The sequence below is a fragment of the Anaeromyxobacter soli genome (assembly GCF_022808855.1).
GTDB lineage: Bacteria > Myxococcota > Myxococcia > Myxococcales > Anaeromyxobacteraceae > Anaeromyxobacter > Anaeromyxobacter soli.
In genome coordinates, this window is the sequence record NZ_JAKZLF010000006.1 from 121,622 (window position 1) to 147,252 (window position 25,631).

Sequence of the window (25,631 nt, forward strand, 5' to 3'; positions counted from 1 at the left end):
TCCCGCCGGTCATGCCGCTGCCAATCCCTGCCGCCAGCTCGGGTGTGCCGGACGCCACGCCAGCTCGCGCTTGGCCTTGGCATTGGAGGCGCCGCGAAGCTCGGTCATCATCACCACGCCGGCCTCACCTGCGAACAGCCGTCCGACGAACCGCGGCACCCGCATCGGCTTCCTGGCGCCCAGCGCCTGCGCCAGCGCCGGCAACCACTCGGCGACCGGGGCGGGGTCATCGTCCACCACGTTGTAGACACCGCGGCTGCCGTGCTCGACCGCCGCCACGGTCGCCTCCGCGGCGTCGGCGACGTGGATGAAGGACCACACGGCGCCACCGTCGCCGACCAGCGGGAACTTGCGCTTGCGGACCAGCTCGAACTGCTCCTCGCCCGGAGCCATCGATGTGCCCGGCCCGTAGAACCAGCCATAGCGGAGCACGATCCCCTCCGTCCAGGCGGCGCCGAGCACCGCCGTCTCGAGGTGACGCATCGCCTCCAGGTTCGCGCGCATCTGCCGGGCGGGTGATGGGTCGAGCGGGTCCTCCTCGCTCTTGACGGCTGCGCCGGTGCGCGCGTACGCGGCGATGTGGCTCTGCGCCACGAACCGCCGCACTCCGACGGCCCGGCCGGCCGAGAGCAGGTGATCCGTGCCCTCGGTCCGCAGACGGTTGGTCGCCGCGAAAGAGCGCTCCATGTGACGCGTGTCCACCGCTCCGATCGCCGTCAGCTGATGGACGATCACGTCAGGCCTCGCCCTGCCCACGGCCTCCGCGACCTGATCGCGATCGAGCGCGTCCGCGACCACCGGCACAGCGCCCAGCTCGCGGAGCATCGCCTGCTTGGATTCGCTGCGGGTCATGCCATGAACCTCATGACCCGCCGCCACGAGACGCGGCACGAGCTGCTTTCCAATCGCGCCCGTCGCTCCAGCCACGAACACTCTCATCGTCGGCCTCCTCGCTCGAGGGGAGTCCACCGGACCGCTGGGGCTCGCGCGGCGGAATAGCCGGCTCGTCCATTGCGTGTGCGGTGCCCTGCCCGCTTCTGTCCTCACGTCGTGTCGTCATGACCACGAACGACAGGGGCTGAAGGTTACAGAACCCTTTCCTGGGAAGCGGTGGCCGCGAGGCGCTGACCGTCGCGCGGCTCGGTCATCCCACGTATCGCGAGCTGCTGCCGTCCCGCTCGCTCGTTCCAGCTCTCGCCGCGTCGATGATCCGCGCGACGTTCTCCTCGGACATGAACTCGGGGAGGGGCGTCGCACCGGTCATCGCCGACAGGTAGGCATCCGTCGCGGGCTGGTTGTGTTGCAGCGCGGCGAAGAGCGCCTGGAGCGGGGGCGGCGGCGGCTCGAGCGTGGCGATCTCGTTGGTGAGCTCGTACATCGGTCGAACGCGCTCGTTCCGGGCCGCCTCGTGAGCGGCCAGGAGGTCCTCGAGCGGGCCGCGGCCGGACAGGCCTGCATCGAGCGCCTCGACGAGCCGCTCGGCGTCGATGAAGGAGTCGCTGATGCCCTGCGCCGTCATCGGGTCCTTGCAGTAGCCGGCGTCGCCGACGAGCGCCCACCCGGCGCCGTACGGCCGCCGGAAGTAGCCGGGCACGCCGGCGACACCGTACCAGCGCTCCTCGCGCGTTCCCTGCGATACCCGGGCGCCGAAGTCCGACGCCAGCGCGAGCGCCTGCGCGACGTGGGCCTCGACGTCGGCCCGCACCTCGGCGAAGCGCCGGGCGGGCCAGTTCACCATCACGAGGTGGAGCCCGTCGTGGGTGGGGGCTCCGCCGAACGCGCAGCGCTCGCGCAGATACAGCTCGAGGTCTTCCTGCCGAACGCCGCTGAAGTAGGAATAGTAGGCGCAGACGGCGATCGGGCGCGTGTCGTACTCGGGGGCCCGCACGGCCGCGGCGACGAAGGAGTGAACGCCGTCAGCGCCGATGACGATCCGGGCCCGCTCCTCGACCTGCTTCCCCCCGGCGCCTCGCCCCCGGAGCCCGACGACCGCGCCGTCTGCGAAGAGCAGGTCGTCGACCGTGAAGGACTCGCGCACCTCGGCGCCGCTCCGCGCCGCGGCGTTCACGAGGAGGCCGTCGAGGATCGTGCGCCTCGGACAGAATCCCCCCCGGCCGCCATTGGCGCCGCGGATGGTGCCCCGGAGCACGAAGGGGCCGACGTCGAGGGACATGCGCCGGCAGATCGGCGGAAGCCCCGTGGCCGCGAGCGCGTCGAGGAGACCCCACCGCGCCAGGGCCTCGGCACCGTGGGGCCAGAGAATGTGCGTGGAGATGGTGTCGCTGGGAAACCTCGCCCGATCCACCAGCAGCACCCTGTAGCCCTTCCGTGCAAGCAGCATGGCGGTGGGCGATCCGGCGCAGCGGGCGCCGACGACGATGGCATCGTACATTCCGTCCTCCCGGTGAAGCCCAATGCGACAGGGCGAAGCGCTCTTCGACCTGACCATGCGTAGGAAGGAGCCGCGCCGCCGGCATCGGGAGAACCACCCACCACCGCTGCCAGGGCGATGGGTGGTTCTCCGCACTCCCGGCGGAGCGGATCAGACGAGCTCGTGCTCGTACGCGAAGGCGGTCGCGGCCGCCCGCGAGGGGACGTGCAGCTTCCCCAGGATGCTGCTCACGTGTCGGTCCACCGTCTTCTCGCTCAGGCGGAGCGCGGCGGCGATGGCCTTGTTGGTCTTGCCCGCAGCGACGAGGCGGAGGACCTCGAGCTCCCGTGGCGTCAGGCCGTGAGGGCGGCGGGAGCTGTCGAGCCTCGCGAGCGAGTCGACGTGGGCGGCGTCGGGCGCGGCTCCGAGCTTCGCGAACATCCGCCGCGCCGCCTCCAGCTCCAGCCGGCCCCCCTCGTCGTCGCCGAGCGCGCGGCACGCCAGCCCGGTCACCAGGCGCGCCTGCGCAGCTTGATAGGGCGCCTCCATCTCGGCCCAGATGCTCCAGGCCCTGCGCACCAGGTCGAGCGCCGCCGTCGCGTTCCCCTCCGCAAGCTCGACCGTGCCGCGCGCCTGCAGCGCCAGCGCGCACAGCACGCCCGTCTCGAAGCGCTGCGCGATGGCCTGCAGCTCGTCGCTGGCGGCGCGGGCCTCCTCCACCTTGCCGCCGGCGAGCAAGATCTCCACGTAGGCCGGGAGCAGGCGAGTCCGGACCAGGGGATCTGCCGTCCCTCCCACCACTCGACGGAGGGCGGCGACTGCGGCGCCGACGCGCCCCTGCGCCAGGCGCAGCAGGGCCAGCCCGGGTTGAGGCTCTCGCCCCTCCTCGTTCGCGCTGAGGAACCACGCCTCGGCAGCCGCCTGCTCGCCACGCAAGCGGCTGATCTCGCCCAGCTGATAGGCTGCCTCAGCAGCCGACGGCCGATCGGTCGCGGCCCGCTCGCGGGCGCGCCGCGCCTCGTCGATGGCCGCTGACCAGTCGCCGCCCAGCTGCAGCACCTCTGCCCGGTGGACGCGGCAGGCTCCGGTGAACGACACCATCTCCGGCTGGCCGTCACACCAGCGTGCCAGCGCGGCCGTCCATTCCCTGGCGCGCTCCAGCGCGTGAACGCTGCGGCAGCATTCGACGATGCTGCAGTACAGAAGCCCGGTAGGAATGGGCGACAGCTCCCCGGAGGTCACCGCCAGCATGGTCTCGTCGAGGAGCGCCAGCCCTTCCTTCACCCGCCCTTCGTGCAGCCGTGCCCGTCCCTGCAGGTGACGGGCGATGGCCACGAGGTCCTCCTCGCCAGAGCGCTCGCCCGTGTTCGCGGCCGCGCCGGCGATGGAGAACGCACCCTGCGTGTCGCCCGACCGGAGCCGCTGCTCCGCGACCGGCAAGAGCATGTAGCCGCGCTCCACGCATTCGCTGCTCTCATGCTCGAGCAACCGTCCCGCGCGCGCGTGCCATGCGGTCGCCCGTCCGGCCTCTCCCCGGAGCAGGAATCGCAGGCCGATCCAGAACGCGCACCGGGCGGCGCGAGCCGACCTCGATGCGGCGAGGTGGGCGCGGTAGGCGTGGTCGAGGGCATCCAGGTATTCGCCGTCCCGGCCGACGAGGTACGCCGACACCGCCAGGAGCTCGAGATCCTCGGCGCCGAGCGGGGAGCGCCCATCGGCGCGGGTCAGCGAGGTGTACGCCTCGCCCCAGGCCTTGAGCCGGTAGTGCTCGCGCCCGCGAGCGAGGTCGCCGGTCGAGTCCTCCATGAGACGGTCCTTAGGGTGACCGGCAGCGACGCGCACGCGGACGCGCCTCCCATCGCCCACCGCGTGGCGGCCACGTCGAGGCGAGACCTCGCTGCACCGTCATCGACCGGAGGTCCGTCTCACGGCAGTCCCACGACCTCCGTCGGCACGTCTCGTGGGCTGGTCGAGTCGTCGCCCAGCTGGCCGGCGCCGTTGGCGCCCCAGCAGTAAAGGGTCCCCGAGGTCGCACGGGCACAGGTGGCGGTAGCCGGCATCCAAGGCGTTGAATGAGAGATCGCCTGCGACCGCCGAGGGCGCGAACCTATCGATCGTGGAGTCGTCGCCGACCTGCCCCAGCTCGTTTTCGCCCCAGCAGTACGCCTTTCCGCTCGCCGTCAGCCCACAGGTATGGCCGATGAACCCACCGGCTATCAACTGGACGAAGGCCAACCCGCCGGACACAGGGACTGGCACGAAGCTGTCGCCCACCGAAGGATTACCCAGCGCACCGAAGCTGTTCTGGCCCCAGCAATAGGCAGAACCCGCGGCGGTCACTCCACAGGTGTGACTGGCAAGCCCGGTGGTCAGCGCCACGAACTTGATGTCCCCGGAGACGGGCGCGGGCACTGGGTGCGCAGTGAGGTCGCGCCCTCCGATCCCGAGCTGCCCCGACTCGTTATCACCCCAGCAGTACGCCGCGCCGGTGAGGGTGAGCGCACAGCTCTGGCCGATCCGATAACCCGGTTCGGAGACTTCGAAACCGCCAGCCGCTATCTGCTGGAAGGTGTGGCCGCCAGTCACGGCCACGGGTACGGAGCTGGAGCTCGTCGTCCCGGTGCCCAGCTGCCCCCGGTCATTGGCTCCCCAGCAATACGCGGCGCCATCACTGGTCAGCCCACACGTGTGCTGGGCACCCGCGTCGATGGCGACGAACCTGAGCTCGGTCGCGACGGGTACCGGAGTGTCGCGATTGTTGCTGGAGCTGTCGCCGAGCTGGCCACTCACATTGTTTCCCCAACAATGCGCCACCCCCTCGTTCGTTAGACCGCACGTATGGGAGCCGCCCGCCGCCAGCTGCGCGAACGCGAGCCCGCCCCCGACCGCGACCGGGACACGGCTGCACGGAAACGTCCCCGTCTGCAGTTCGCACGTCGTCGTCGGAATCGGTATCCCGAGCTGCCCGCTCTCACCGCGACCCCAGCAGAACGCAGATCCCCCCGTCGTGAGGGCGCAGGTGTGAGCGCCGCCAGTCGCAAGCGACGCGGATCTCGGAAGAGCGACCGACACCGTGACCGTGGCGCTGCCGCTCTTTCCCTCCGAGCTGGCGGTGATCGTCGCCGACCCTGCACCGACGGCCGTCACGTTGCCCGCGTCGGAGACGGTGGCGACCGCTGGCTCGGTGCTCGACCAGGTGATGGCCCGTCCGGTCAGTGGATTACCGGCCTCATCTCGGACACTCGTCGTCAATTGCTGCGATGCGCCGACCACCAACGTGAGCTCGCCCGGCGTGACCGTGACAGAGCCGACCGGCGTCTGTGGACCGCTTTGCTCGCCCTTACCACCACCACCACACGAGGCGAGGCTCAGCATGCATGCGAGCATCCAAGGTCCGAGGAGCCGCTGCATGGGGTACCTCCTGCGCGCGCCCACGAGAGGTCGTTCACCGGACGGGCCGCGGCGCCGCCGCCGACGACCACTGCGGGTCGCTCTCCCGCTCGGGCTCCGCGATCCCGCTTCACGCGAGTTCGAGGCCGCCCTCTGTCTCTATTGGTCTCGAGGGTGAGGGCGATGCCCAGGCAGGGCCGCCCGTCGGCAGGGCCGTCCGCGCCGCCGGTGACGACCGCGCGTCACCCCGGCATGTCGTAGGGCATCGCGGTCCAGTACGCGTAGAACGCGTCGTCGAGCTTCCGCCAGGCCGCCGCGACCTCGGGCTGGTGCTCCCGCGTCCACCGCAGAAAGTGCGGACGCGTCCCGTCCGCGTCGGTGACGCCGTACTCCTCGCCGAGATCCCAGGACGCGAAGACCCGCCCGCTCTTCGCGGCGACGTTCGGGTCGGCGGCGAGCGCGGCGATCCCTCGGCCGACGAAGAGCGGCGTCTCCGACGCGATGAACGGCTTCACCTTCTTCGCCGCGTCGCGCCAGTTCGCCTCCGTCACCCCGAAGTGATCGAGCATCCACTCCGAGCGGAGGAACCCCGGCGTCACCGCGAGCGCCGTGACGCCGCGGCCGCTCAGCTCCTGCGAGAGCGCGAACGCCATCCGGATCACGGTCGTCTTCACGAGGTCGTAGAAGAAGTGGCCGCGGTAGAAGTAGCCGTCGCCGTCGGTGATCTCCACCACGAGCCCTCCCCGACGGATGCGCGGGAGGCCGTGGTAGCTCGTGATGACGTGCGTCTTGATCGCCCGGTCGATGAGGGTGAGGCCGTCCTCGAGCTTCGTCTCCCAGAGCCGCTTGCCCCACGCGACGAGGTCGTCGCCGCCCCAGATGTCGTTCACCAGGATGTCGAGCTCGCCCACGCGCTCGAACAGCCGCGCCACCTCGTCCGGCACCGTGTGATCGACCCGGACGGCGATGCCCCGGCCGCCGCGCGCGGTGACGAGGGCGGCGGTCTCGTCGATGGTCTCCGGCCGCCCCTTCATCCCGGGGCTCCCGGGGACGCTGCGCCCGGTGCAGTAGACGGTGGCGCCCGCCTCGCCGAGCGCCGTCGAGATGCCCCTCCCCGCCCCGCGCGTGGCGCCCGCGACGACGGCGACCTTTCCCTCGAGCGGTCTCATGGAATCCCCCCAGTTGCGCCTCGCGCATAACCGGAGCTCGGCGCTGGCGCAGTCGCGCGGCGGGTCCCCAGATGAGCGGCCGCGGTCGGTCCGCGCGCCGGGACTTCACGGCGAGCGGCGCGCCGGCCGTTCGCCGCCGAGCGCGACGAACGTCAGGCCGAGCACCAGGACCTGACCCTGGGGGCGGGTCCGCGCGCCGAGCTCGCGCTCGTAGCGGACCGAGAGCCTGGACCGGATTGGCGGCACGAGGACGTTCACCTCGGGCCCCACGCCGAAGATGCGGTCTCGCGCGCCGCGCAGGACGCGCGGCAGGTCCGACCCGGCGTCGTCGCGGACCTGCCACAGCGCGTAGCCCGCGATCCCGACCTGGAGGAACCGGAGCAGCGTCTTCCCCGCGCCACCCTGGAGCTGGACCGTGTCGCCGCGAGTGAGGTCGATTCCTCGCTTGCGCTCGTTGTGATCGTAGCTCGCGAGCACCGACGCGCTCCAGGTCCTACGGTCGAGGTAGGCGGTCCCGCCGGCCGAGAGCTGGTGAGTCCAGTGACCGCGGCCGACGCCCTCCTTGCCGCCCGGCTCGAAGCGCCCGGTCGGCGCATAGAAGCCGTATCCGATCCCGAGGTCGAAGCGGGGCCAGCGCCAGCCCAGCTTCACGGGCTGCACGTACACGTCTCCCAGGCCGAACCGGTCGACGCTCGCCTCCGGTCGCTGGGTCGACACGGTCACGTGCGCGACGGGGATTGCGACAGCGGCGGTGAGATACGTCGAGAGCGGGCGGACCTCGACGACGCCGACCACGCCGAGCGCGTTCCCGAACGCGTCGAGCTCGAGGTCGACGGGGATCCGGTCGCCGTTCCGATCCCTCGCCTCGTCCGCGTCGTAGAACAAGGCACGCTCGACGACGTAGAGGCCCGGCTCCGCTTGTGACCCGGCGTCGAGCCCGGTCGTGCCGAGCGTCTTGTGCCCGAGATCCTGCTGCGCCGCGGAGAGCGCCGGCAGCAGCGCGAGCAACGACACGACGTGCAGGCGCGGCGCGTTCATGGTCACGAGGAGCTTCGCGCAACCACCGCCATCACCACCGCGCCTGGTGCGGTTCCTACCCAGCCAAGCACGCTCAAAGGAGGCTCCGTCGGCACCGTCACGGGGCTTTCTGATGTGGCGCCTGGAGCCGCGGCGCGCGCGCCGCGCGCACCAACCGGGGATCGCGGCACGCCGTAATTCGATGATGGCGCTCGGAAATCCGAGGTGGCGAGCTGAGGGCGGGCGGAGCACATCCGCGGAACGCCGCGCACTCGACCCTCCGCGCGCGGCGGATTCCGGGTCTGCGTAAACCCCGGGTTATTTTGACGTCACACGATCATGGTGCTTCTCGGTCGGCATTCGTGCTCCGCCGCGCGGCATGGCGGCGTCCTGCGTGCAGCAGGGGGCCCCGCTGCACGCGGGATGAACCCGCAGCAGGGGCGGTCTCCGAGCCCCCTCATCGCCGGGCGAGTCGCCCGGAGAAGGGAACACGATGCACCGGATCAAGCACCTCGCCGTCGTCGCCGTACTCGCCGGGGTTGTTGCCGCGCCGCTCTCTGCGAGCGCGCTCTCCACGTACCTCTCGACGTTCAACTCCAAGTACGGGACCTCCGGCACGGCCCTCGACAGCTGCACGACCTGCCACGGCAGCGGCGGAACGAGCACGTTCAACCCGTATGGCACCGACGTGCGCGCCGGGATCGCCTCCGGCATCACGTCAGCGCTCACGGCCGCCGAGCCCAAGGACTCCGACGGCGACAAGGTCACGAACGTCGACGAGATCACCGCGCGCACGCTGCCTGGAGACGCGACGAGCTTCCCGGTCGCGCCCGCGGCGAAGATCGCGGTAGCGCCGACCTCCATCGCGTTCGGCACCGTGGCGGTCGGCAGCTCCGCCACGCAGACCGCGACGGTGTCGAACACGGGGAGTGCGGATCTCACGGTGACCTCGGTGTCGAGCTGCACCGGCACGTCGGCCGAGTTCAGCGCGTCGCCCTCCGCCTCGTTCACGGTCGCGCCCGGCGGCTCCCAGACGCTCACCGTGAAGTACGCGCCGGCCGACGCGTCGGCGGACAGCGGGTGCTTCCAGATCGCGAACGACGACGCGGCGACCGGGACGGTCCAGCTCACCGTCAGCGGCACGGGCCAGAGCCAGCCGAGCGCGGTGGTGGACGTGGACGTCACCCGGTTCTCGGTGCCGAAGCGGCTCGACCTCTCGCGCGGCGGCACCGCTGCGCCGAAGGTGTCGGTCGTGAACGCCGGGACGGTCGCCGGGACCGTGGCGGTCCACGTGGAGGGTTCCGTCACCGACGCCCAGGGCGTGACGGAGATCGTGTACTCGGCCAGCCAGGACGTGACGCTCGCGCCCGCAGCCACCGCGAAGGTGTCCTTCCCCACCTACGCGCCGGCGGGGCCAGGGGTCGTCACCTGGACCGCGACGGTGGTCGACCCGGATCCCGACGCCGACGTCGCGACGGCGACGAGCAAGGTCGTGCCGTAGCAGGTCTTCGCGGATGGTGAACGAGGGGGAGGGCGCCAGCGCGGCCCCTCCCCCTCTGCTTCTCACGGCGCTGCGTCCCTTCTACCGGGCGCTTTCGAGCGGCTCGGGGGGGGTGCGGCCACCGCAGAGGAGCGCCTGGCTGCGCGTCGCCGAATCGAGCATCGGGCAGCGCGAGTCGCTCATCCCGCTTACCTACCGGTCGCGCCACCCGCTGCGCAGAGGAGGCGCTGCAAGTACGCCCGGCCGTCTGTTGCGTGTCGGGCGTGGTCGCGAGGAGATCGCAGAGAGGAGCTCCGGTGCCTCGATTGCTCTCGGTGAATGTCGGTCTGCCGCGCGATGTCGCCTGGCACGGGCGCATGGTCCATACGTCCGTCTGGAAGGCTCCCGTCACCGGCCGCCGCATGGTGCGACGCCTCGACGTGGACGGGGACGCCCAGGGAGACCTCATGGGGCACGGCGGCGAGCACCGGGCGGTGCTCGTCTACCAGATCGCATCGTATCGGTACTGGGAACGAGAGCTGGGCCGCGGTCCGTTGGACCCTGGACAGTTCGGTGAGAACTTCACGGTCGAAGGGCTCGCCGACGACGAGGTGTGCATCGGCGATCAGTACCGGATCGGAGGTGCGGTCTTCGAGGTGACGCAGCCCCGCGTGACCTGCTTCCGCGTCGGGATGCGCATGGGGGAGCCGCGCATGGCGGCCCTGCTCGTGGCCCACCACCGGCCCGGCTTCTACTTCCGCGTGATCCAGGAGGGCGAGGTCGGAGCGGGCGACGACATCATCCGCGTCGCTCGGGGCCCGGAGGAGATGACCGTCGCCGAGATCGACGCGCTCCTCTACCTGCCCGGGCACCCGGCCGATCGTCTGGAGCGGGCGTTGCGCATCCCGGCGCTGAGCGCCGGATGGCAGGGGTCCTTTCGCGCGCTCCTCGCGCAGGAACGAGCGGGCGGGCCGCCGGCCGGCAATTCCGGGCTCGCACCCGACGTCGCGCCGGCGCCCGCGTGGCAGGGCTTCCGACCGATGCGCGTCACCCGGCTGGTGCAGGAGAGCGCGAGCATCCTCTCGCTCACCCTCGAGGCCGTGGACGGATCACCGCTGGCCGTGCCGCTCCCCGGGCAGTTCGTGGTCTTGCGCGTCCGCCCGGATCCTTCCGCACCGCCGGTCGTGCGCAGCTACTCGCTCTCCGACGTCCCCAGCGCGGAGCGCTACCGCGTGAGCGTGAAGCGCGAGGTGAACGGTGTGGCGAGCGGCTACATCTTCGACCACGTCCACGCCGGCGACACGCTCGACGTGAGCGCGCCTCGCGGGAGCTTCACGCTCCGTCCTGGAGGGAACGCAGTGGTGCTGGCCAGCGCGGGGGTCGGCGCCACGCCGGTGCTCGCGATGCTGCATGCGCTCGCGGCCGCGCGCACGCCACGCCACGTCTGGTGGCTGTTCGGTGCCCGCGATCGCGCGAGCCATGCCTTCGCCGCGGAGTCGCGGGCGCTCCTCCGAGCGCTCCCGAACGCCCACGCGCACGTGCGCTACAGCCGGCCCGCCCCGACCGACCGCCTGGGCGTCGATTTCGACGCGCCCGGGCACCTGACCGTCTCGGCGTTCGAGGAGCTCGGGGTACCCCACGACGCCGACTTCTACCTGTGCGGGCCCCCGGCGTTCCTCGCCGACCTGCGGGCTGGCTTCGCGGGCCAGGGCGTCGCGCCCGGCAGGATCCACACCGAGGTCTTCGGTGCCGGACCGTCCTTGACGCCTGGGATCGCTCCTGGGGCCCGCGTTCGTCCGCATCAGCCCGAGGGCCGCCCCGGTGAAGGGCCGATCGTGTCCTTTGCCCGGAGCGGGCTCGAGACGCGCTGGTGTTCGCGGTTCCAGAGCCTGCTGGAGCTCGCGGAGGCGTGCGACGTGCCCGTGCGCTGGTCCTGCCGGACGGGCGTCTGCCACAACTGCGAGAGCTTCCTCGTCTCCGGCAGCGTCCGCTACGAGCCCGAACCCGTCGAGCCGCCGGGCCCTGGCGCCGCGCTCATCTGCTGCTCGCGACCGGAGGGCGATGTGGTGCTCGACCTGTGAAGCTCGACCCGACGATCGCCGTGGCGCTCACTCACTTCTCGCGGCCAAGTCCCGCCGGATCCCTGCCCTGTCGCAGGGAGTCGCGGGCGGGCGGCGCCGGGTGACACCGGACGCGCGTGCACAGCGCACGCGCCCGGGCGAGCTCCGGCAGGTCGCGGTCGGCGTTGCGCCAGTCCGAAAGGAATCTCTGCACGAGGCCGCGCGCCTCGTCCACCTGGCCCTGCCGCTCCAAAACCTCAGCGAGGAGCAGCGCCGAGCGGGGAAACATCCAGTTCTGGAACAGGACGACCGGCGAATGGTCCGTCCTGTACTGCCGCAGCGCAGCGACGGCGCATCCGAGATCGCCGTCCTCGGCGCACGCCTGTCCGAGGGCGAACGCGCAGACGAGTCGCGCCTTGAAGCGCCGTGATGCCACGAGGTCGCGGAGCATGGCGCGGCCCGTCGCTGGATCGCCGCGCGCACGCGCGGCGACTGCTCGGACGAAGGTCGCGACGGAAAGGACCTCGTCCGGAAAGACGGTGCTGCCCGGATCCGCTTGGTCGCGCGACAACGCCCCCGCGTAGCGCTCGGCCTCCGGCACGTCGCCCGCGAGCGCGAGAGCGAGCGCGGCGAGCCAATCGAGTGACGGCTGGGCGGCGACCAGCGCCCGGGCGCGCGCGCGGAGTCGCTCGGTCGGTCCATCGGCGGCGGCGATCCCGAGGGCGGCGTAGGCTGCCAGCGAGCCGCCGCGCGAGGCCTCTTCCAGGACCGCGAGCGCCTCTCTCCTGCGCCCCTGGTACGTGAGCGACACCGCGAGCCAGCCGATTCCCTTCCCGGATCGCTCGATACGCTCGCGTGCCACCCGCTCGGCCTCGACGTACTCGCCCCGGGCCAGGTGAATCGCCTCGAGCGTCGATCGACCCGGGGACAGGAGGTCCTCGCGCTTCGCAGCCTCGAGCGCACCGTCGAGATCACCGGCGGCCGCGAGGGCCAGCGCCGCCGCCCCCAGGCGACGAGGTGCCGGCGGCTGCGCGAGCCACGTACGCGCGAGCGGGAGCAGCTCCGCCTCGCGACCGAGGTCACGCAGGGCACCGACCATCTGCTCCTGTGCCGGGACGTACATGGGATCGGCCAGGAGAGCCCGTTCGAGATACGCGAGCGCCTCCTCGGGCGAAGCCGCCACCGACGCGTACAACGCGAGGGCCTCCTTGTCGTCGGGATGACGATCCAGGACCTCCTTGAAGAGAGCTCGAGCATCGGCCACGCGCCGCTCCACGATCGCGTTCCAGGCGCGGATCAGCCGTGCCTCGCGCCAGGGGGCGCGGTCGGCCACCTGGATCGCCGCGGTGGCGATCGCCCCGAGCTCGCCGATGGGGGCCTTCTCCCGAGACGCCGCGGTGACGAGCGCGAAGTGGGCGAGCGCGAACTCGGGGTCGAGCTCGATCGCCTCGCGGTAAGCGTCCTGTGCGCCGGGGAGGTTCCGCTCCTCGAGCGACCTTCCCGTCGCGTAGTGCCGATACGCCTCGAGGTTCGGCGTGACGAGCCGTGCGATGGGTGCCGAGTAGGTCGAAGGACCGCGATCCCCGAGGAACTGCTGCCTCGCCCGGACCGCGAGTCGATCGACGAGCGCCAGCACCTCGGACTTGCCCCGCGCCTGTTCGCGGTGCGTGAAGAGGTACTCGTCGCGCTGCGGATCGATCGCTCGCAGCTCCACGAGGACCAGCTCGCCCATGCGGCTGACGGAGCCCACGAGCAGCCCCCCGACCCCCGCGCGCTTCGCGATCTCGCGCCCCGTCGACTCGTCGATGCGGTCCCCACCCTCGTCTCCGATCGTGCGCTGGAGGTCGCGCATGCGGCTGCGGGTGAGCACGCGCAGTCCCGGCGACTCCTGGAGCGCGGTTCCGACGAGGCCCCCCAGGCCGTCGAGATCGGGGTCCCCCGTCTCGTTCGTGAAATCGGCGACGGCGACGAGCGGCGGCCGTGCGGGAACGAGCGACCGTGGCCCCGGAACGAATCGCCAGGCGAACACCGCCGCCGCGGCCAGGATCGACAGCGCCGCCGCAGCTCGCCGGACGGTGCGAGGCACCCTGCGCCGGACGCGAATCGTCGCCCGCCCCTGCCGCGCCTCGATCGTGCGCACGATCGGCTCGAGGGCCTGCACGACCTCCGTCGCGTCCCGCGGCCGCTTCACCGGGTCGTGCTCGAGCATCCGCTCGAGGAGCGCCATCAGCTGCGGTTCTTCCTCGATGGTGAGCCGGTGTCCTGCTGGGTCTCTGCCCGCCAGGGCGCGAAAGAGGATTGCTCCGAGCGCCCAGACGTCCGTGCGCTCGTCCTCCGGGGCCCCGCGTCGCTGCTCGGGTGCCATCCACCCCGGCGTCCCGCCCTCGATCGTCCGGCGCCTTCCGAAGATGCGGGCGAGGCCAAAGTCGAGCACCTTCACCCGACCGTCCGCGCAGAGGAACACGTTCGAGGGCTTGAGGTCGCGATGGACGACCGCATTCCGGTGGGCGTGCGCGACCCCCTTCGCCACCTCGAAGACCATCCGCGCCGCCTCGTCCACCGGCATCGGACCGCGCTCGAGCCGGCTCGCGAGCGGCTCTCCCTCGAGCCTCTCGAAGACGAGGAAGGGTCCTGCGTCGCTCACCCCGGCATCGTGCAGGTCCACGATGTTGGGGTGTGCGAGCTGCGCGACCGCCGCCGCTTCCGCCAGCTCGGGGCCGCCCGCATCGACGCGCCGGCCGGGCCTGACGAGCTTCAGCGCGACGCGACGATGAAGCAGTGGGTCCCTCGCCTCGAGCACCACGCCGAACCCGCCGCGCCCGAGCTCGCGCACGACCTCGAACCGGCCCACCTTCTCGCCGGGGCCGGGCGGAACGCCGGCGAGGCTGCTCGGAGCCGTGTCGCGCGCGAGCGCCTGGAGCAGGGCCGATAGGGTGAACGGCTCCGGCGACCTCGGGGTTGGCGGAGGCTCCCCGGTCATGGCGTCTGACGGAGTGTATGCCGCCCGGGAGCCGCCGGACGCGAGCCTCCCACCCGGGGTCAGGTGGATGGGGAGGAGGCGAGCGCGCAGCAGCATCCCGCGAAGCCGCACCGTCACCCGGTGCCCCGGTCCGGCGCCGCGCCCGGGGACGCGGACGAGAGCAGACACACCGACATGGGGAAGCGGGACCGCGCCGAGCCGCCGCCCATCAGCGGCATCGAGGAGTGACCCGCGCGGCGGCGGGATCGCCCCGTCGCCCGGCGGCGCGCGGGGCGAGCGCCGGCTCTCGCGCTCAGTAGGTCCCGATGCCGATCCCGTACGGCCCGCCCGCGTCCCTGGCGCCGACCTGGAACCACGCGGTCTCGCCGGTGCGCAGCGCCACGGACGCCGACTCGGACACGCCCACGCCGCCCGCGTCCACGAGGGGAGGGCACGACGCCGGAGTGCACCCGTCGGCGCTCGGGCCCCACGCGCGGAGCACCGCATCGAACCCGGTCGGCGACACGGAGACCGTGACGGTGCCGGGCTTCGTCCCGGTCCACGTGTACTTGTAGTAGACGTCCGGACCCGTCGAGGCGCACGCCGCGAGCGGATCCGCGAACGCGAGCGAGAGGTCGTCCTTCTCGCCCACGACGATGGCCTCCGCGCCGGAGCAGAGGTCGTTCGCCGGCGGTGCGACGAAGTCGGCGCGCACCGTGTACGGACCGTCGGCCTGCCCGGAGTCGACCCAGAACGCGGTCGAGGTCCCGTCCACCTTCAGCGCCGCCACCTCGCGGCCGCCGATCCCGGTCGCGTCGACGCAGCTCGGCTCGGGCGCGCCCGAGCACGCGGGATCGAGGCGGATGACGGGATCGGAGCGGAGGGTCGAGGTCGTCGAGAACGTATCCTGCCCGGCCACGTCGAGCTTCACCGTGCCGCGTCCGGGGAGCACCGCCCGGAACGCCGCGTCGCCGCCGGAGCCCGCCGACGCGGGGCCGCAGCTCCCGCCGACGTCGTCCGCCGCCCCGCGCGTGTCGCCGACGACGCGCGCGACCGTGCTCGAGACGAGGTCGAGCGTCGTCGCGGTCGTGCACGTGTCGTTCGGGACGGGCGGATAGCTCGGCTCGCCGAGCGTGACCTGCACGTCGTAGGCGTCCGACACCGCGACCCCGACCCAGTAGTCGCCGGGCGGGAGCGCGTCGAAGCGCAGCTCGGAGACGGAGTCGCCGCCGGGGTACGGGTTCTGGTCGCAGGCGAGCGAGTCCGCCGCGGCGGTGCCGCAAGCCTTCAGCAGCGTGAGCAGCGGGCGCGACGTGGCGGTCGCGGCCGTGGCGCGGATGACGGCGGAGCGGTCGCCCAAGCTTGCCGTCGAGAAGGAGAAGAACTCGTCGCACCAGTAGGAATTCCCTCCGCAGCCGCAGCCGCTGCCGGTCGCGTACCTCCCGTCGCCCTGCGCGGTGGCGGCGCCGGAGGCCAGGACGAGCGGCGTCGCCGCGCCGCAGGTGTCGTTCGTCGCCCAGGGCTCGACGCGGCCCTTCAGCGTGTACGGGTGGCCGTCCAGATCGTCGAGATCGCCGTGCACCACCACGGCGTACGTGCCCGCCTCGAGCGGCTGCGAGACCTGGAACCGACCGAACTCGAGCTGGCTCGACCGGATCGGGAACTGGTTGCAGGAGAACGCGTTCGTCGGCGCGGAGCAGTCGGTCTTCAGCTCGACGGTGGGGTAGTCGCCGGAGCCCGCCACGCCCGCGACCGAGAGGAGCACGTACGAGCGCTCCGGAAGGTCGAGCCGGTATGCCACCTCCGGGATGCCCCGCCCCTCGCCCGTGCACTGCTCGTCCGGCACGAACTGGTAGCGGCCGGTGAGGTCGCCCGAGACGTCGATCGCGCCGCTCGCGTCGGGCACGAGCGGGAGCGGCGCCTCGCAGCTGTTCCCCGGGGCCCCGTCGGGCGCGGCGAAGCGGAGCCGGACGGCGTAGCGCGCCGTCGCGGCGTCGGAGAAGAGCACGACGAAGTACTTGCCCGCTGGGAGGTAGCGCGGGGCGAGCGTCTTCGCCTCGGACCAGGGCGTGAACAGCGCCTCGACCACGCTCGTCGCGCAGTCCGCGCGGAGGATCCACACCCGGGAGCTGCCGATGAGGCCGTCCTGGAAGTCGGCGTCGCCCGTGAGCACCCGCGGCTCCGCGAGGTCGAACGCGAACACCGCCTGGTAGCCGTCGGCGCCCGACCCGAGCACGTCCGACGTGAACGGTTTTCCCCCGAAGTCCCCCATCAGCGCGATCGGCCCGGGCAGGAGCGCGTCGATGGACGCGGCGGCGTCGCAGGTCGCGCCCGACGCCGGGCAGGAGACATTGACGTCGCACACGGTGCACGCCCCGAAGAAGCACGCGCCCGCCGTGCACGTCGAGGACGAGCACGCGGTCGAGGACGCCTTGCACACGCCCGCGCCGCTCGACAGGTCGCAGACCTGACCCGCCGGGCAGGGTCGCTCCATCGAGCACGCGCCGCCGCTCGGGACGCACTGGTTCCGCGAGGGGTCGCAGAGCTGTCCCGCCGGGCACGCGCCGGACTGGCACGACACGGGTCCGCCGCCTCCGCTGCCGTCGCCTCCTCCGCTGCACGCGGCGGCGAGGGTGAGGGTCAGGGCGAGCGGGATCGCGGTCGCGAGGCGTGGCGTGGGCATGATCGGGGACTCCGTCGTTCACCGAACGTGCCGAGCATGCTACGCGGCGGATCGCACGGGTCAAGGAGGCGCCGTCACGGTGCGTGTGGCGTGGGGGTGCGCCGGTATCGCACTCCCCGTCCACGCGGCGCCCTGCGCGTCGCGCTGCGCGGCGGGAGCGCGGCGCGGGTTCCATCGCATCGCTCACTCCGAGCGGAGCGACGCCTTCTGGCGCGAGCTCGGCGCTCGGCGCTCGCCGCGGCTTCGGGCGAGGCCCTGCATGAGCAGCTCCAGCTGATGCTCGAGCTGCGCCCGAGCGAGGTCGGGCGTGGGGAACGCGCCGTTGAGGTAGCCAACCAGCCCGAACACGTACAGCGCGAACGCATGAGTAGCCGCTTGCATGGGATCCACGGACGGCTCGATCTCGCCGCGTTCCTTCGCGCGGGCGACGAGCTCCGCGACGCGCGCGACGAAGCCCAGCGTCAAGGCGAGCATGTCGTCGCTCTCTCCCACCTCGAGGAAGAGGAGCTCCTTCATGAACACTCGAGAGAGGCGAGGGTCCCTGGCGTAGTAGGCGTAGAAACTGCCGAAGACGTGCCCGATCTGCTCCACCAGCGGCGCGTCGCCCGGCACCGACGCGAGAGCCTTCTCCTGGACGGCGGAGACCTCGTCCTTGAAGAGGTGAAACAGGAGCTCGCGCTTCTCCTTGAAGTAGAGGAAGAAGGTGCCGGCGGCGACCCCAGCCTTCGCCGCGATGGCCCGAGTCGTCGTCTCGTCGAATCCCTTCTGGACGAAGAGCGCCCGTCCCGCGCGCACGATCCGCTCGAGCTTCTGCTCCTTGTTGCGCTCCCGAAGCCCCGAGCGGGCGCCGCCGCTGGGAGCGCGGCGACCGGGCCGACCACGATGACTCATGTGAACCCTCGATCCGTGCGGAACGCCTGAGCGCATCGCTCCGCTGCCGCACTTCGGCGACAGCGAGTTATCCCGGACGGGCGCCCGCACCGTCAACGGCTCTCGAGACCTTGACCGGCGCCGCGCTTCGCGTTACTGAGCATGCTCATTTCTGAGCATGCTTACATGCTCGTCGAACGCCGGTCAAGGGCGCGCCGGGCGTCGGGAGGGGTCGAGAATGGCCGCTCAGCGGATGGCTCGCGGGCTCGGAGGTGACGTCGCGCTTTCCCACACGAGCCGGCTCGACGACCTCATCAACCTGGCCCGCGAGAGCTCGCTCTATTTCCTGCTCTTCGGTCTCGCGTGCTGCGGCATCGAGATCATGCAGCTCGGCGGTCCGCGGGCGGACGTGATGCGCTTCGGAGCGATTCCGCGAGCGTCGCCGCGCCAGGCCGACCTCATCATCATCGCCGGCACCCTCACGTACAAGATGGCCGAGCGGGTGAAGCTCCTGTACGAGCAGATGCCGGAGCCGAAATACGTCATCTCGATGGGCTCCTGCTCGAACTGCGGCGGGCTGTTCCAGAACGCCTATTCCGTCTGCAAGGGCGTCGACAAGGTGATCCCGGTCGACGTCTACGTGCCGGGGTGCCCACCCCGGCCCGAGGCCGTCATCGAGGGCCTCCTTCGGCTGCAAGAGATCATCCGCGGCGAGCGCTGGGCCACGCGGCGCCGCCCAGCAGCTGCGTCGCGCTAGCAACCGAGAGGACATCGACATGGACGAGCGAGCGGACCGTACCGAGTCCACCATGCTGGTCAACTTCGGCCCGCAGCACCCGGCCACGCACGGCGTCATCAACTTCCTCGTCGAGACGGATGGCGAAGTGCTGAAGCGGGCGACCCCGGAGGTCGGGTATCTACACCGCTCGATCGAGAAGTCTGCCGAGGGAATCGGGTACGCCGCCTTCGTTCCCTTCACCGACCGGGTGGACTACCTGGCGGCGATGTTCGCCAACGAGGGCTACGCGATCGCGCTGGAGAAGCTCCTCGGCGTGGAAGTACCGTCTCGCGCGCAGTGGCTGCGTGTCATCTCCTGTGAGCTGAATCGGATCGCGAGTCACCTCGTGGCCGCAGGCACGATGGCAATGGACGTCGGCACCTTCACGGGCTTCCTGCACGGGGTGCGCGAGCGCGAGGCCATCAACGATCTCATGGAAGAGCTCTGCGGCGCCCGCCTGACGTACAACTATCACCGGATCGGCGGCGTCGCGTTCGACCTGCCGACGGGGTGGAGGGACAAGGCCCTCCGGTTCCTCGACCACTTCGACAAGTTCCTCGTCGAGTTCGATCGGCTCATCTCGTTCAACCAGATCTTCGTGAAGCGCCTCGCGAACGTGGCCGTCATCCCGGGCCCGACAGCGATCGACTACGGCCTCGTCGGGCCGAACCTGCGCGGTTCGGGGGTGGACTGGGACCTCCGCCGCGACATGCCGTATGGCGCCTACTCGCACTTCGAGTTCTCGGTGCCCGTGGGCAAGGGGTTCTGCGGCACCGTCGGCGACTCTTTCGACCGCTATTACGTTCGCTGCCTCGAGATGGCGGAGTCCTCCAGGATCGTACGCCAGGCGCTCGAGACCATTCCGGAGGGCGAGATCCGGGCCAGGGTGCCGAGGAACGTCAGACCAGACGCAGGCGAGACCTTCTCCCGGGTCGAGTCCGCGCGCGGGGAGATGGCGTACTACGTCGTGTCCGACGGCTCGAACACCCCGTGGCGCGTACGCATCCGCACCGGGAGCTTCGCGGCGATGGGGATCATCGAAGCCGTATCACCCGGGCTCATGGTCGCAGACCTGGTCGCGCTCATCGCCAGCCTGGACGTGATCGCTCCCGAGATCGATCGCTGACCCGCTGCTCCCCTCTCGGCGGCCGGCCGCGCGCTGCGCGACATCCACGCGTCCCTCGGCGCCCTGACCGAGAGTACCGCGCAGCGGACCGACCGCCCAAGGCGCGACCCTCTCCTGCGGACCTCGTCTCGTTAACGGTTCGCAACGACATGCCCCGGCGACGGCACGCTGCCTGCCTTGCCGCCATCCCCATGACTGCGCCTCGCCGCGTTCTGCCCGGGACCGTCTACCTCATCACGCGTCGTTGCTCGGAACGCCGCTTCTTCCTTCGGCCGTCCAAGATCGTCAACGAAATCTTCCTTTATGTCCTAGCGCTCGCGGCGCAACGACACGGCGTTCTCGTCCACGTCCTCTGCGTCCTCTCGAACCATGCGCACCTCATCATCACCGATCCCCAAGGACGCCTTCCGTCGTTCATGCAGTACCTCGACTCCCTCGTCGGCCGCGCGGTGAACGCCTCGCTCGGGCGCTTCGAGGGTTTCTGGGCCACCGACGGGAGCTACAGCGCGGTCGAGCCCCTCGGCGCCGAGGACGTCCTCGCGAAGGCGGCCTACGTCCTCGCGAACCCCGTCGCTGCCGGGCTCGTCCGACGCGGCGCGGAGTGGCCGGGCCTCTGGACTGCACCCGAACAGATCGGCACCACCAAGCTCATGGCCCGCAGACCGAAGATCTTCTTCGACCCCAAAGGCTACCTCCCGGAAACAGTCGAGCTCGAGCTGACGGCTCCGTCGGGCTTTTCCTCCGCGGCCGAGTTCCGCACGCTGCTCTCGGCCGCCGTCCAGGAACTCGAGCAGAAGCACCACCAGGAGAGCGCGACCAACGGCCGTCGGTTCCTCGGCGTCGGGCGGGTCCTAGCGCAGAATCCGTTTGCGCGACCACCTGCCGGCGGCGAGCCTCGCTTCGAGCTCAAGCCCCGGATTGCCGCGCGCGACAAGTGGAGAAGGATCGAGGGCCTCCTTCGCCTGAAGTCCTTCGTCCTCGAGTACCGGCACGCCTTGGTCGAATGGTGCTCGGGCTCACGGAACGTGGTCTTCCCCGCCGGCACCTACCACCTACGCGTCCTCCATGGTGTGCAGTGCGCCGGCGCTGCGTAGAACCTTTCCGCTCGATCTCACCCCCTCAGCCGTGTCGGTGCCGCGCGCGACTCACCGTGGCAGCGGTGTGCCCGCAGACAACGATCTTCGCGTGCGCGCGCGCCCAAAGCGCGTCAGATGCCCTCGCGTTTGGCGTGAGTCGCCCGGACTGCCAATCTTCCACGCCCGAGTTGGGCATCTAACGTCCTCTCGCGCCCTGTCCGTCGATGGATACTCTCGGTCGGGCTCGCTAGATGGATACTCTCGGTCGGGCTCGCGCTACTCCAGCGCCCGCTCCAGCTCGTCGGGGTTCAGTGGCTTGGCGAGATGGCCGTCGAAGCCCGCGTCCTGGGCGCGCTGCCGGTCCTCCGGCTGCGCGTACCCGGTGACCGCGACGAGCCGCGTCCCGCGGAGCGCCTCGTCGCGCCGGAGCGCGCGGGCCACCTCGTAACCGTCCAGGTCCGGGAGCCCGATGTCGCAGAGGATCACCTCCGGGCGCAGCTTCCTCGCCGCCTCGATCCCGGAGCGCCCGTCGCGCACCACCGTGACCCGGTGACCGCCCAGCTCCAGGATGTCCGCGAGGCTCTGCGCGGCGTCCAGGTTGTCCTCGACGACGAGGACCGACCGGCGTCGGCTCGGCGCGCGCGCGCCCGCCTCGCCATCGGACGCGGCGGCGGCCGCCGCGAGGGGAAGCCTGATCGCGATCTCGGTCCCGTGCCCCACCCCGTTGCTCCGGGCCTCGACACTCCCGCCATGCAGCTCGATCAAGCCCTTCACCAGCGCGAGCCCGAGGCCGAGCCCGCCCTTCGTCCTCGCCAGCGACTGCTCGGCCTGCGCGAACGGCTCGAAGACGCGCGCGAGCATCGCCGGCTCGATCCCGATCCCGTCGTCGCGCACCGTCAGCCAGGCGCTCCCGTCCCGCGCCGTCAGCGCCAGCTTCACGGAACCGCCCGATGGCGTGAACTTGACCGCGTTCTGCAGCACGTTGCCGATGACCTGCGCGACGCGCACCGGATCCGCCTCGATCCAGATCGGGGTGTGCCCGTCCTCCACCGCGAGCTCGACCTTGGCCTGCACGAACAGCGAGTGGAAATCGCTCGCGGTCTTCCGGGCGAGGTCGCGCAGGTCGAGGCGCGCCTCGTGGAGCACGATCTTGCCGCGCGAGATCCGGGTCACGTCGAGCAGGTCGTCGATGAGCCGCGTGAGGTGCTCGGTCTGGCGCGCGATGACCTCCCGGGCGCGGCGCGCCTGCTCGCTGCCCGCAGGCGCACGATCGAGCAGGTAGATGCTGTTCCGGATCGGCGCGAGCGGGTTGCGCAGCTCGTGCGAGAGCACGCCCAGGAACTCGCTCTTGCGCTGGTCGGAGTCGCGCAACGCGGACTCGGCCCGCTTGCGGTCGGTGATGTCTTGCCACACGTTCACGAAGCGCAGCTCGCCGCCAATCCGGACCGGGCGCGTGCGGACGAGCACGTTGCGGATCTCGCCGGACTTCGTCCGGTGCCTCACCTCGTACTCGGCGCCCCCTCGAGCGGTGATCTCCGTGATGTGGTTGCGGACGTCGACCGGCTGCTCCTCGGCGTCCACGTCGGCGAGGTGCAGTCGCGCGAACTCCTCGCGCGTGTAGCCGAGCTGCTCGTGCGTCTGGTCGTTGAACGCGAGGATCCGCCCCTCCGCGTCGTTAAGGACGACGCCGCTCGGCGCGAGCGTGAACAGCGAGCGGTACAGGTCCTCGCTCTCGCGCAGCGCCCGCTCGGCGTTCTTGAGGTCGGTGATCTCGACGCCCATCAGGCCGACGCCGCGCTTGCCGCCCGGAAGCTGCACCGGGAAGCACGACGAGCGCCAGTACGCGAGCTCGGCTGCCCGGCCCCGCCACGCGATCTGCGCCTCCTGGTTCAGCGCCGGCTCTCCCCTGTCGATGACCCGCCTCAGCACGGGACCGAGCTCTTCGATCAACGCCGGCGCGAGCTCCGCGACCCGCTTTCCGACGATGCTCTCGCGCGTGAGCCCGAAGTACGTGGGCGTCGTCGCGTCGGTCTTCACGTACCGGAACTCCTCGTCCGCGAGGACGAGGAGCCCGGGGGAGTTCGCGAAGAACGCGTCGAGGGCGGCCTCGGACCGCCGCAGCTCCTCCTCGGCTTGCTTCCGCTTCCGGACGTCGCGGAAGAAGATCGCGATCCCGCCGCTGCTCGTCGGGTACGCGGTCACGCTGCTCCAGAGGTCGAGCGGCGCGTAGTAGTTCTCGAACGCGACGGGGACGCGTTCCTCCATGCAGCGGTGGTACTCGCGCCACCACGGCGAATCCGGGCGCGCCGACTCCGGCCAGAGCTCCCAGTGCGTCCTCCCGACGGACTGCTCGCGAGGCGTCTTCGTGAGCTGCTCCTGGCGCGCGTTGACGCGGACCAGCCGGTACTCCGAATCCAGCTCGCAGAACGCGTCCCCCAGGTCCAGCAGCTCGGACGCGTGCCGGAGCGCGTCCTGCTTCCGCTGCTCGTCGGTGACGTCGTGGAAGATGACGCAGGCGTACTGCTCGCTCCCCTCCACCATGATGAGCGACGACGACGCCTCGACCGGGAACACCGTTCCGTCGTTGCGCCGCGCGGTGATGCGCCCGTGCGCTGCTCCCGTTCGCTCGCGCTCGGAGAGGAATGCCTCCAGCGCTGCGTCGCGGACGACGTAAGCCGCCCGACCTCGCCCGCAGACCTCAGACTCGGGCGCGCCGTACACGCGACACGCCGCCGGGTTCGCCCGCACCACCGTCCCGTCGGTCCTGGTGATGATGACGCACTCCGGGCTGTGCTCGAACAACGCCGTGTAAAGGTCATCGAGGGCCGGCGCGTCCGGCTCGGTGCCCACGCGGTCGCGGCGTACGTCGTGCGTCACGTCGCGCGTCGTGATCAGCAGCCCCGTCCCCCCCTCCATCGCAACGGGATCGAGGGTGCCTTCCCACCTCGTCTCGCGCCCGTTCACGACCTGCACGTGCCGGGGGACGTCGACGCGGAGCCCCGCGCGTGCACGGGCATGCATCTCCAGCACCGTCTCGCGCGTATCGGGGAAGAGCTCGACCATGCTCTGCCCGACGACCTGCTCCTCGGTGAACCCCGTCGAGCGCAGCCACTTGGCGTTCGCGCGCAGCACCGTCCCGTCGGGTGCGACGAGGCAGAGGCCGACCTCTTCCTTCTCGAACAGCAGGTCGGTGAGGGTCCGCGATGGGGTGGTGGGCGCCACCGGCATGGCTCTGGATCCTGCGCGCAAAGAGGGAGAACTTACCACTCGCGTTCGTCGTTCGCGGTTCCCTCCTGCGGCCGCGGCGTGGTGACGCGGGGCGTTCGCGCTCGAGTGGCCCGGCGCGACGTCGCGGGTGCCCTCGTCAGGGGAACCGCGGCGGCGGGTCCCCGGTCGCCGCCCGGAACGAGAGCACCGCGAACGCAGCGATCGAGTCCATGAACCCGAGGCTGTCCGGGTTCGATACCGGGTAGAGCAGCTCCCCCGCGAGCGCGATGTGCGGCCACAGTCGCCAGTAGGTCACGGGCCCGATCATCACCAGTGGATCTCCGCCACGACCGGACTCGAAGGCCCACAGCGCGCGCCCGCCCAGGAGCGCCGTCCCGCCGCGGAGCGACGCGAGCCAGCCGGCGCTCACCGTGCCGAGCCAGTCCGGACGGTAAACGATCCTGTACAGCTCGTCGTACAGGTGGACGTCCCCGTGTGACGAGAGCTGCCGTACGCCGGCCACCTCGTAGATCGCGAAGCCGGGGCCAAGCGGAAGGCCTCCCTTCGCGGAGAGGTCGAGGACCCGCGACTCGAATCCATCGCCGCCGGGGATACGGGTGTGCCGGCGCTGGACCGGGAGAGGCAGGTGCTCGAACGTACGGACCCACCGAACGCCTCCTTCGAGCGCGAGGGCCTCGAGGTCGACCTTGGCGCCTACGCGCGCCGCGGCGGAGTTGAGCGTGAGGTAGCCGTGGGCGATGAGGCCGCCCCAGCGCGCGTCGGGCTTCCCGTACCCCGCGGCAAGGGCGACGTGCTGGGAGGTACCGAGATCCACGCCAGCGGAGAGGAACCGACGCGGCTCCGTTTCGTCCCCGCGGTTCCTCGGCTCGTCGGCGAGCGCGGCCGAGCACGCGGCGGCGAGCAGCGCGCCCAGGAGCGCGCGACGATCACGAAGGCGCGTCGTCGACCGGAGGTCCTTCTCACGGCCGCCCCGACACCGTCGTCGGCACATGTCGTGAGCTGGTCGAGCTCGTGCCAAGCTGGCCGGCCCCGCTGGAGCCCCAGTACGAGACGGATCCCGTGGTGGCACGGGCACAGGTGTGGCGGAAGCCCGCATCCAAGGCCTCGAACGAGAGATCGCCCGCAACCGCCGAGGGCGCCCGCCCGTCGATGCTGGACGCATCGCCGACCTGCCCCCGCTCGGCTCTCGCCCCAGCAGTATGCCTTTCCGCGGTCGCGCGCGTGGAGGCGGGTTGGAGGCGCTGAAGGGCTGAAAGAAAAAGGCCCCGGCGAACCGGGGCCTTTAACTGGAGCGGGAAAAGGGATTTGAACCCTCGACCCTCGCCTTGGCAAGGCGATGCTCTACCACTGAGCTATTCCCGCAGAATCCGTGCGAAGGACGCCGGTTATAGAGGCGCTCCGGGATGGTGTCAAGCGTCCATCTC

At 71.2% G+C, this 25,631-nt stretch carries 16 protein-coding genes and 1 tRNA gene; 5 read left to right on the forward strand and 12 right to left on the reverse strand.

From position 1 onward, the window contains the following. Positions 1–9: 9 nt before the first annotated feature. The 6 genes from MLV88_RS06780 to MLV88_RS06805 form a co-directional block, all read right to left on the reverse strand. A complete protein-coding gene (locus MLV88_RS06780; protein ID WP_243337140.1) occupies positions 10–939 on the reverse strand; it encodes an NAD-dependent epimerase/dehydratase family protein in 930 nt (309 codons plus the stop codon). A gap of 205 nt (positions 940–1,144) precedes the next feature. Then, entirely contained in the window at positions 1,145–2,392 is a 1,248-nt protein-coding gene (locus tag MLV88_RS06785; RefSeq protein ID WP_243337141.1) for an NAD(P)/FAD-dependent oxidoreductase, read from the reverse strand. Positions 2,393–2,542: 150 nt separating this feature from the next. Then, the gene (locus tag MLV88_RS06790; RefSeq protein ID WP_243337143.1) at positions 2,543–4,177 is read right to left on the reverse strand and encodes a helix-turn-helix transcriptional regulator; all 1,635 of its coding nucleotides are present in this window, start codon (positions 4,175–4,177) and stop codon (positions 2,543–2,545) included. Positions 4,178–4,276: 99 nt separating this feature from the next. Further along, complete coding sequence (locus tag MLV88_RS06795) at positions 4,277–5,746, reverse strand: Ig-like domain-containing protein (RefSeq protein WP_243337144.1); 1,470 nt, start codon at positions 5,744–5,746, stop codon at positions 4,277–4,279. 257 nt (positions 5,747–6,003) lie between these two features. Further along, on the reverse strand, positions 6,004–6,930 hold the full coding sequence (locus MLV88_RS06800) for an SDR family oxidoreductase (protein ID WP_243337145.1): 927 nt from the start codon (positions 6,928–6,930) through the stop codon (positions 6,004–6,006). 105 nt (positions 6,931–7,035) lie between these two features. Then, entirely contained in the window at positions 7,036–7,968 is a 933-nt protein-coding gene (locus MLV88_RS06805; RefSeq protein ID WP_243337146.1) for a SphA family protein, read from the reverse strand. A 472-nt stretch (positions 7,969–8,440) separates the two neighbouring features. Here MLV88_RS06805 and MLV88_RS06810 point away from each other — a divergent pair, with 472 nt between their 5' ends. Together MLV88_RS06810 and MLV88_RS06815 are read left to right on the forward strand one after the other, a co-directional pair. Next, the gene (locus tag MLV88_RS06810) at positions 8,441–9,448 is read left to right on the forward strand and encodes a choice-of-anchor D domain-containing protein (protein ID WP_243337147.1); all 1,008 of its coding nucleotides are present in this window, start codon (positions 8,441–8,443) and stop codon (positions 9,446–9,448) included. Positions 9,449–9,804: 356 nt separating this feature from the next. Next, complete coding sequence (locus MLV88_RS06815; RefSeq protein WP_243337148.1) at positions 9,805–11,508, forward strand: MOSC and FAD-binding oxidoreductase domain-containing protein; 1,704 nt, start codon at positions 9,805–9,807, stop codon at positions 11,506–11,508. A 31-nt stretch (positions 11,509–11,539) separates the two neighbouring features. Here MLV88_RS06815 and MLV88_RS06820 read toward each other — a convergent pair whose 3' ends face one another. From MLV88_RS06820 to MLV88_RS06830, 3 genes are all read right to left on the reverse strand, one after another. Beyond that, complete coding sequence (locus tag MLV88_RS06820; RefSeq protein ID WP_243337150.1) at positions 11,540–14,467, reverse strand: protein kinase domain-containing protein; 2,928 nt, start codon at positions 14,465–14,467, stop codon at positions 11,540–11,542. A 292-nt stretch (positions 14,468–14,759) separates the two neighbouring features. After that, positions 14,760–17,129, reverse strand: a complete 2,370-nt coding sequence (locus MLV88_RS06825) for a hypothetical protein (protein WP_243337152.1) — start codon at positions 17,127–17,129, stop codon at positions 14,760–14,762. Positions 17,130–17,312: 183 nt separating this feature from the next. Next, on the reverse strand, positions 17,313–18,020 hold the full coding sequence (locus MLV88_RS06830) for a TetR/AcrR family transcriptional regulator (protein WP_243337154.1): 708 nt from the start codon (positions 18,018–18,020) through the stop codon (positions 17,313–17,315). A gap of 217 nt (positions 18,021–18,237) precedes the next feature. Here MLV88_RS06830 and nuoB point away from each other — a divergent pair, with 217 nt between their 5' ends. From nuoB to MLV88_RS06845, 3 genes are all read left to right on the forward strand, one after another. Beyond that, a complete protein-coding gene (nuoB, locus tag MLV88_RS06835; protein ID WP_408628791.1) occupies positions 18,238–18,756 on the forward strand; it encodes an NADH-quinone oxidoreductase subunit NuoB in 519 nt (172 codons plus the stop codon). Between the two features lie 19 nt (positions 18,757–18,775). After that, positions 18,776–19,903 (forward strand): NADH-quinone oxidoreductase subunit D, encoded by a 1,128-nt coding sequence (locus tag MLV88_RS06840; RefSeq protein ID WP_243337155.1) that lies wholly within the window; start codon positions 18,776–18,778, stop codon positions 19,901–19,903. 191 nt (positions 19,904–20,094) lie between these two features. Continuing rightward, complete coding sequence (locus MLV88_RS06845) at positions 20,095–20,997, forward strand: hypothetical protein (protein WP_242336271.1); 903 nt, start codon at positions 20,095–20,097, stop codon at positions 20,995–20,997. 258 nt (positions 20,998–21,255) lie between these two features. Here MLV88_RS06845 and MLV88_RS06850 read toward each other — a convergent pair whose 3' ends face one another. From MLV88_RS06850 to MLV88_RS06860, 3 genes are all read right to left on the reverse strand, one after another. After that, entirely contained in the window at positions 21,256–24,207 is a 2,952-nt protein-coding gene (locus MLV88_RS06850; RefSeq protein WP_242370702.1) for a PAS domain S-box protein, read from the reverse strand. Between the two features lie 136 nt (positions 24,208–24,343). Beyond that, entirely contained in the window at positions 24,344–25,021 is a 678-nt protein-coding gene (locus tag MLV88_RS06855; RefSeq protein ID WP_242354405.1) for a hypothetical protein, read from the reverse strand. Between the two features lie 473 nt (positions 25,022–25,494). Further along, a tRNA-Gly gene (locus MLV88_RS06860) sits at positions 25,495–25,569 on the reverse strand. Positions 25,570–25,631: the final 62 nt, after the last annotated feature.

Bases quoted from the DNA above. Each gene is read 5' to 3' on its own strand.
- MLV88_RS06780 (WP_243337140.1), bottom strand. From the start codon at position 939: ATGAGAGTGTTCGTGGCTGGAGCGACGGGCGCGATTGGAAAGCAGCTC.
- MLV88_RS06785 (WP_243337141.1), bottom strand. From the start codon at position 2,392: ATGTACGATGCCATCGTCGTCGGCGCCCGCTGCGCCGGATCGCCCACC.
- MLV88_RS06790 (WP_243337143.1), bottom strand. From the start codon at position 4,177: ATGGAGGACTCGACCGGCGACCTCGCTCGCGGGCGCGAGCACTACCGG.
- MLV88_RS06795 (WP_243337144.1), bottom strand. From the start codon at position 5,746: ATGCTGAGCCTCGCCTCGTGTGGTGGTGGTGGTAAGGGCGAGCAAAGC.
- MLV88_RS06800 (WP_243337145.1), bottom strand. From the start codon at position 6,930: ATGAGACCGCTCGAGGGAAAGGTCGCCGTCGTCGCGGGCGCCACGCGC.
- MLV88_RS06805 (WP_243337146.1), bottom strand. From the start codon at position 7,968: ATGAACGCGCCGCGCCTGCACGTCGTGTCGTTGCTCGCGCTGCTGCCG.
- MLV88_RS06810 (WP_243337147.1), top strand. From the start codon at position 8,441: ATGCACCGGATCAAGCACCTCGCCGTCGTCGCCGTACTCGCCGGGGTT.
- MLV88_RS06815 (WP_243337148.1), top strand. From the start codon at position 9,805: ATGGTCCATACGTCCGTCTGGAAGGCTCCCGTCACCGGCCGCCGCATG.
- MLV88_RS06820 (WP_243337150.1), bottom strand. From the start codon at position 14,467: ATGACCGGGGAGCCTCCGCCAACCCCGAGGTCGCCGGAGCCGTTCACC.
- MLV88_RS06825 (WP_243337152.1), bottom strand. From the start codon at position 17,129: ATGCCCACGCCACGCCTCGCGACCGCGATCCCGCTCGCCCTGACCCTC.
- MLV88_RS06830 (WP_243337154.1), bottom strand. From the start codon at position 18,020: ATGAGTCATCGTGGTCGGCCCGGTCGCCGCGCTCCCAGCGGCGGCGCC.
- nuoB (WP_408628791.1), top strand. From the start codon at position 18,238: ATGGCCGCTCAGCGGATGGCTCGCGGGCTCGGAGGTGACGTCGCGCTT.
- MLV88_RS06840 (WP_243337155.1), top strand. From the start codon at position 18,776: ATGGACGAGCGAGCGGACCGTACCGAGTCCACCATGCTGGTCAACTTC.
- MLV88_RS06845 (WP_242336271.1), top strand. From the start codon at position 20,095: ATGACTGCGCCTCGCCGCGTTCTGCCCGGGACCGTCTACCTCATCACG.
- MLV88_RS06850 (WP_242370702.1), bottom strand. From the start codon at position 24,207: ATGCCGGTGGCGCCCACCACCCCATCGCGGACCCTCACCGACCTGCTG.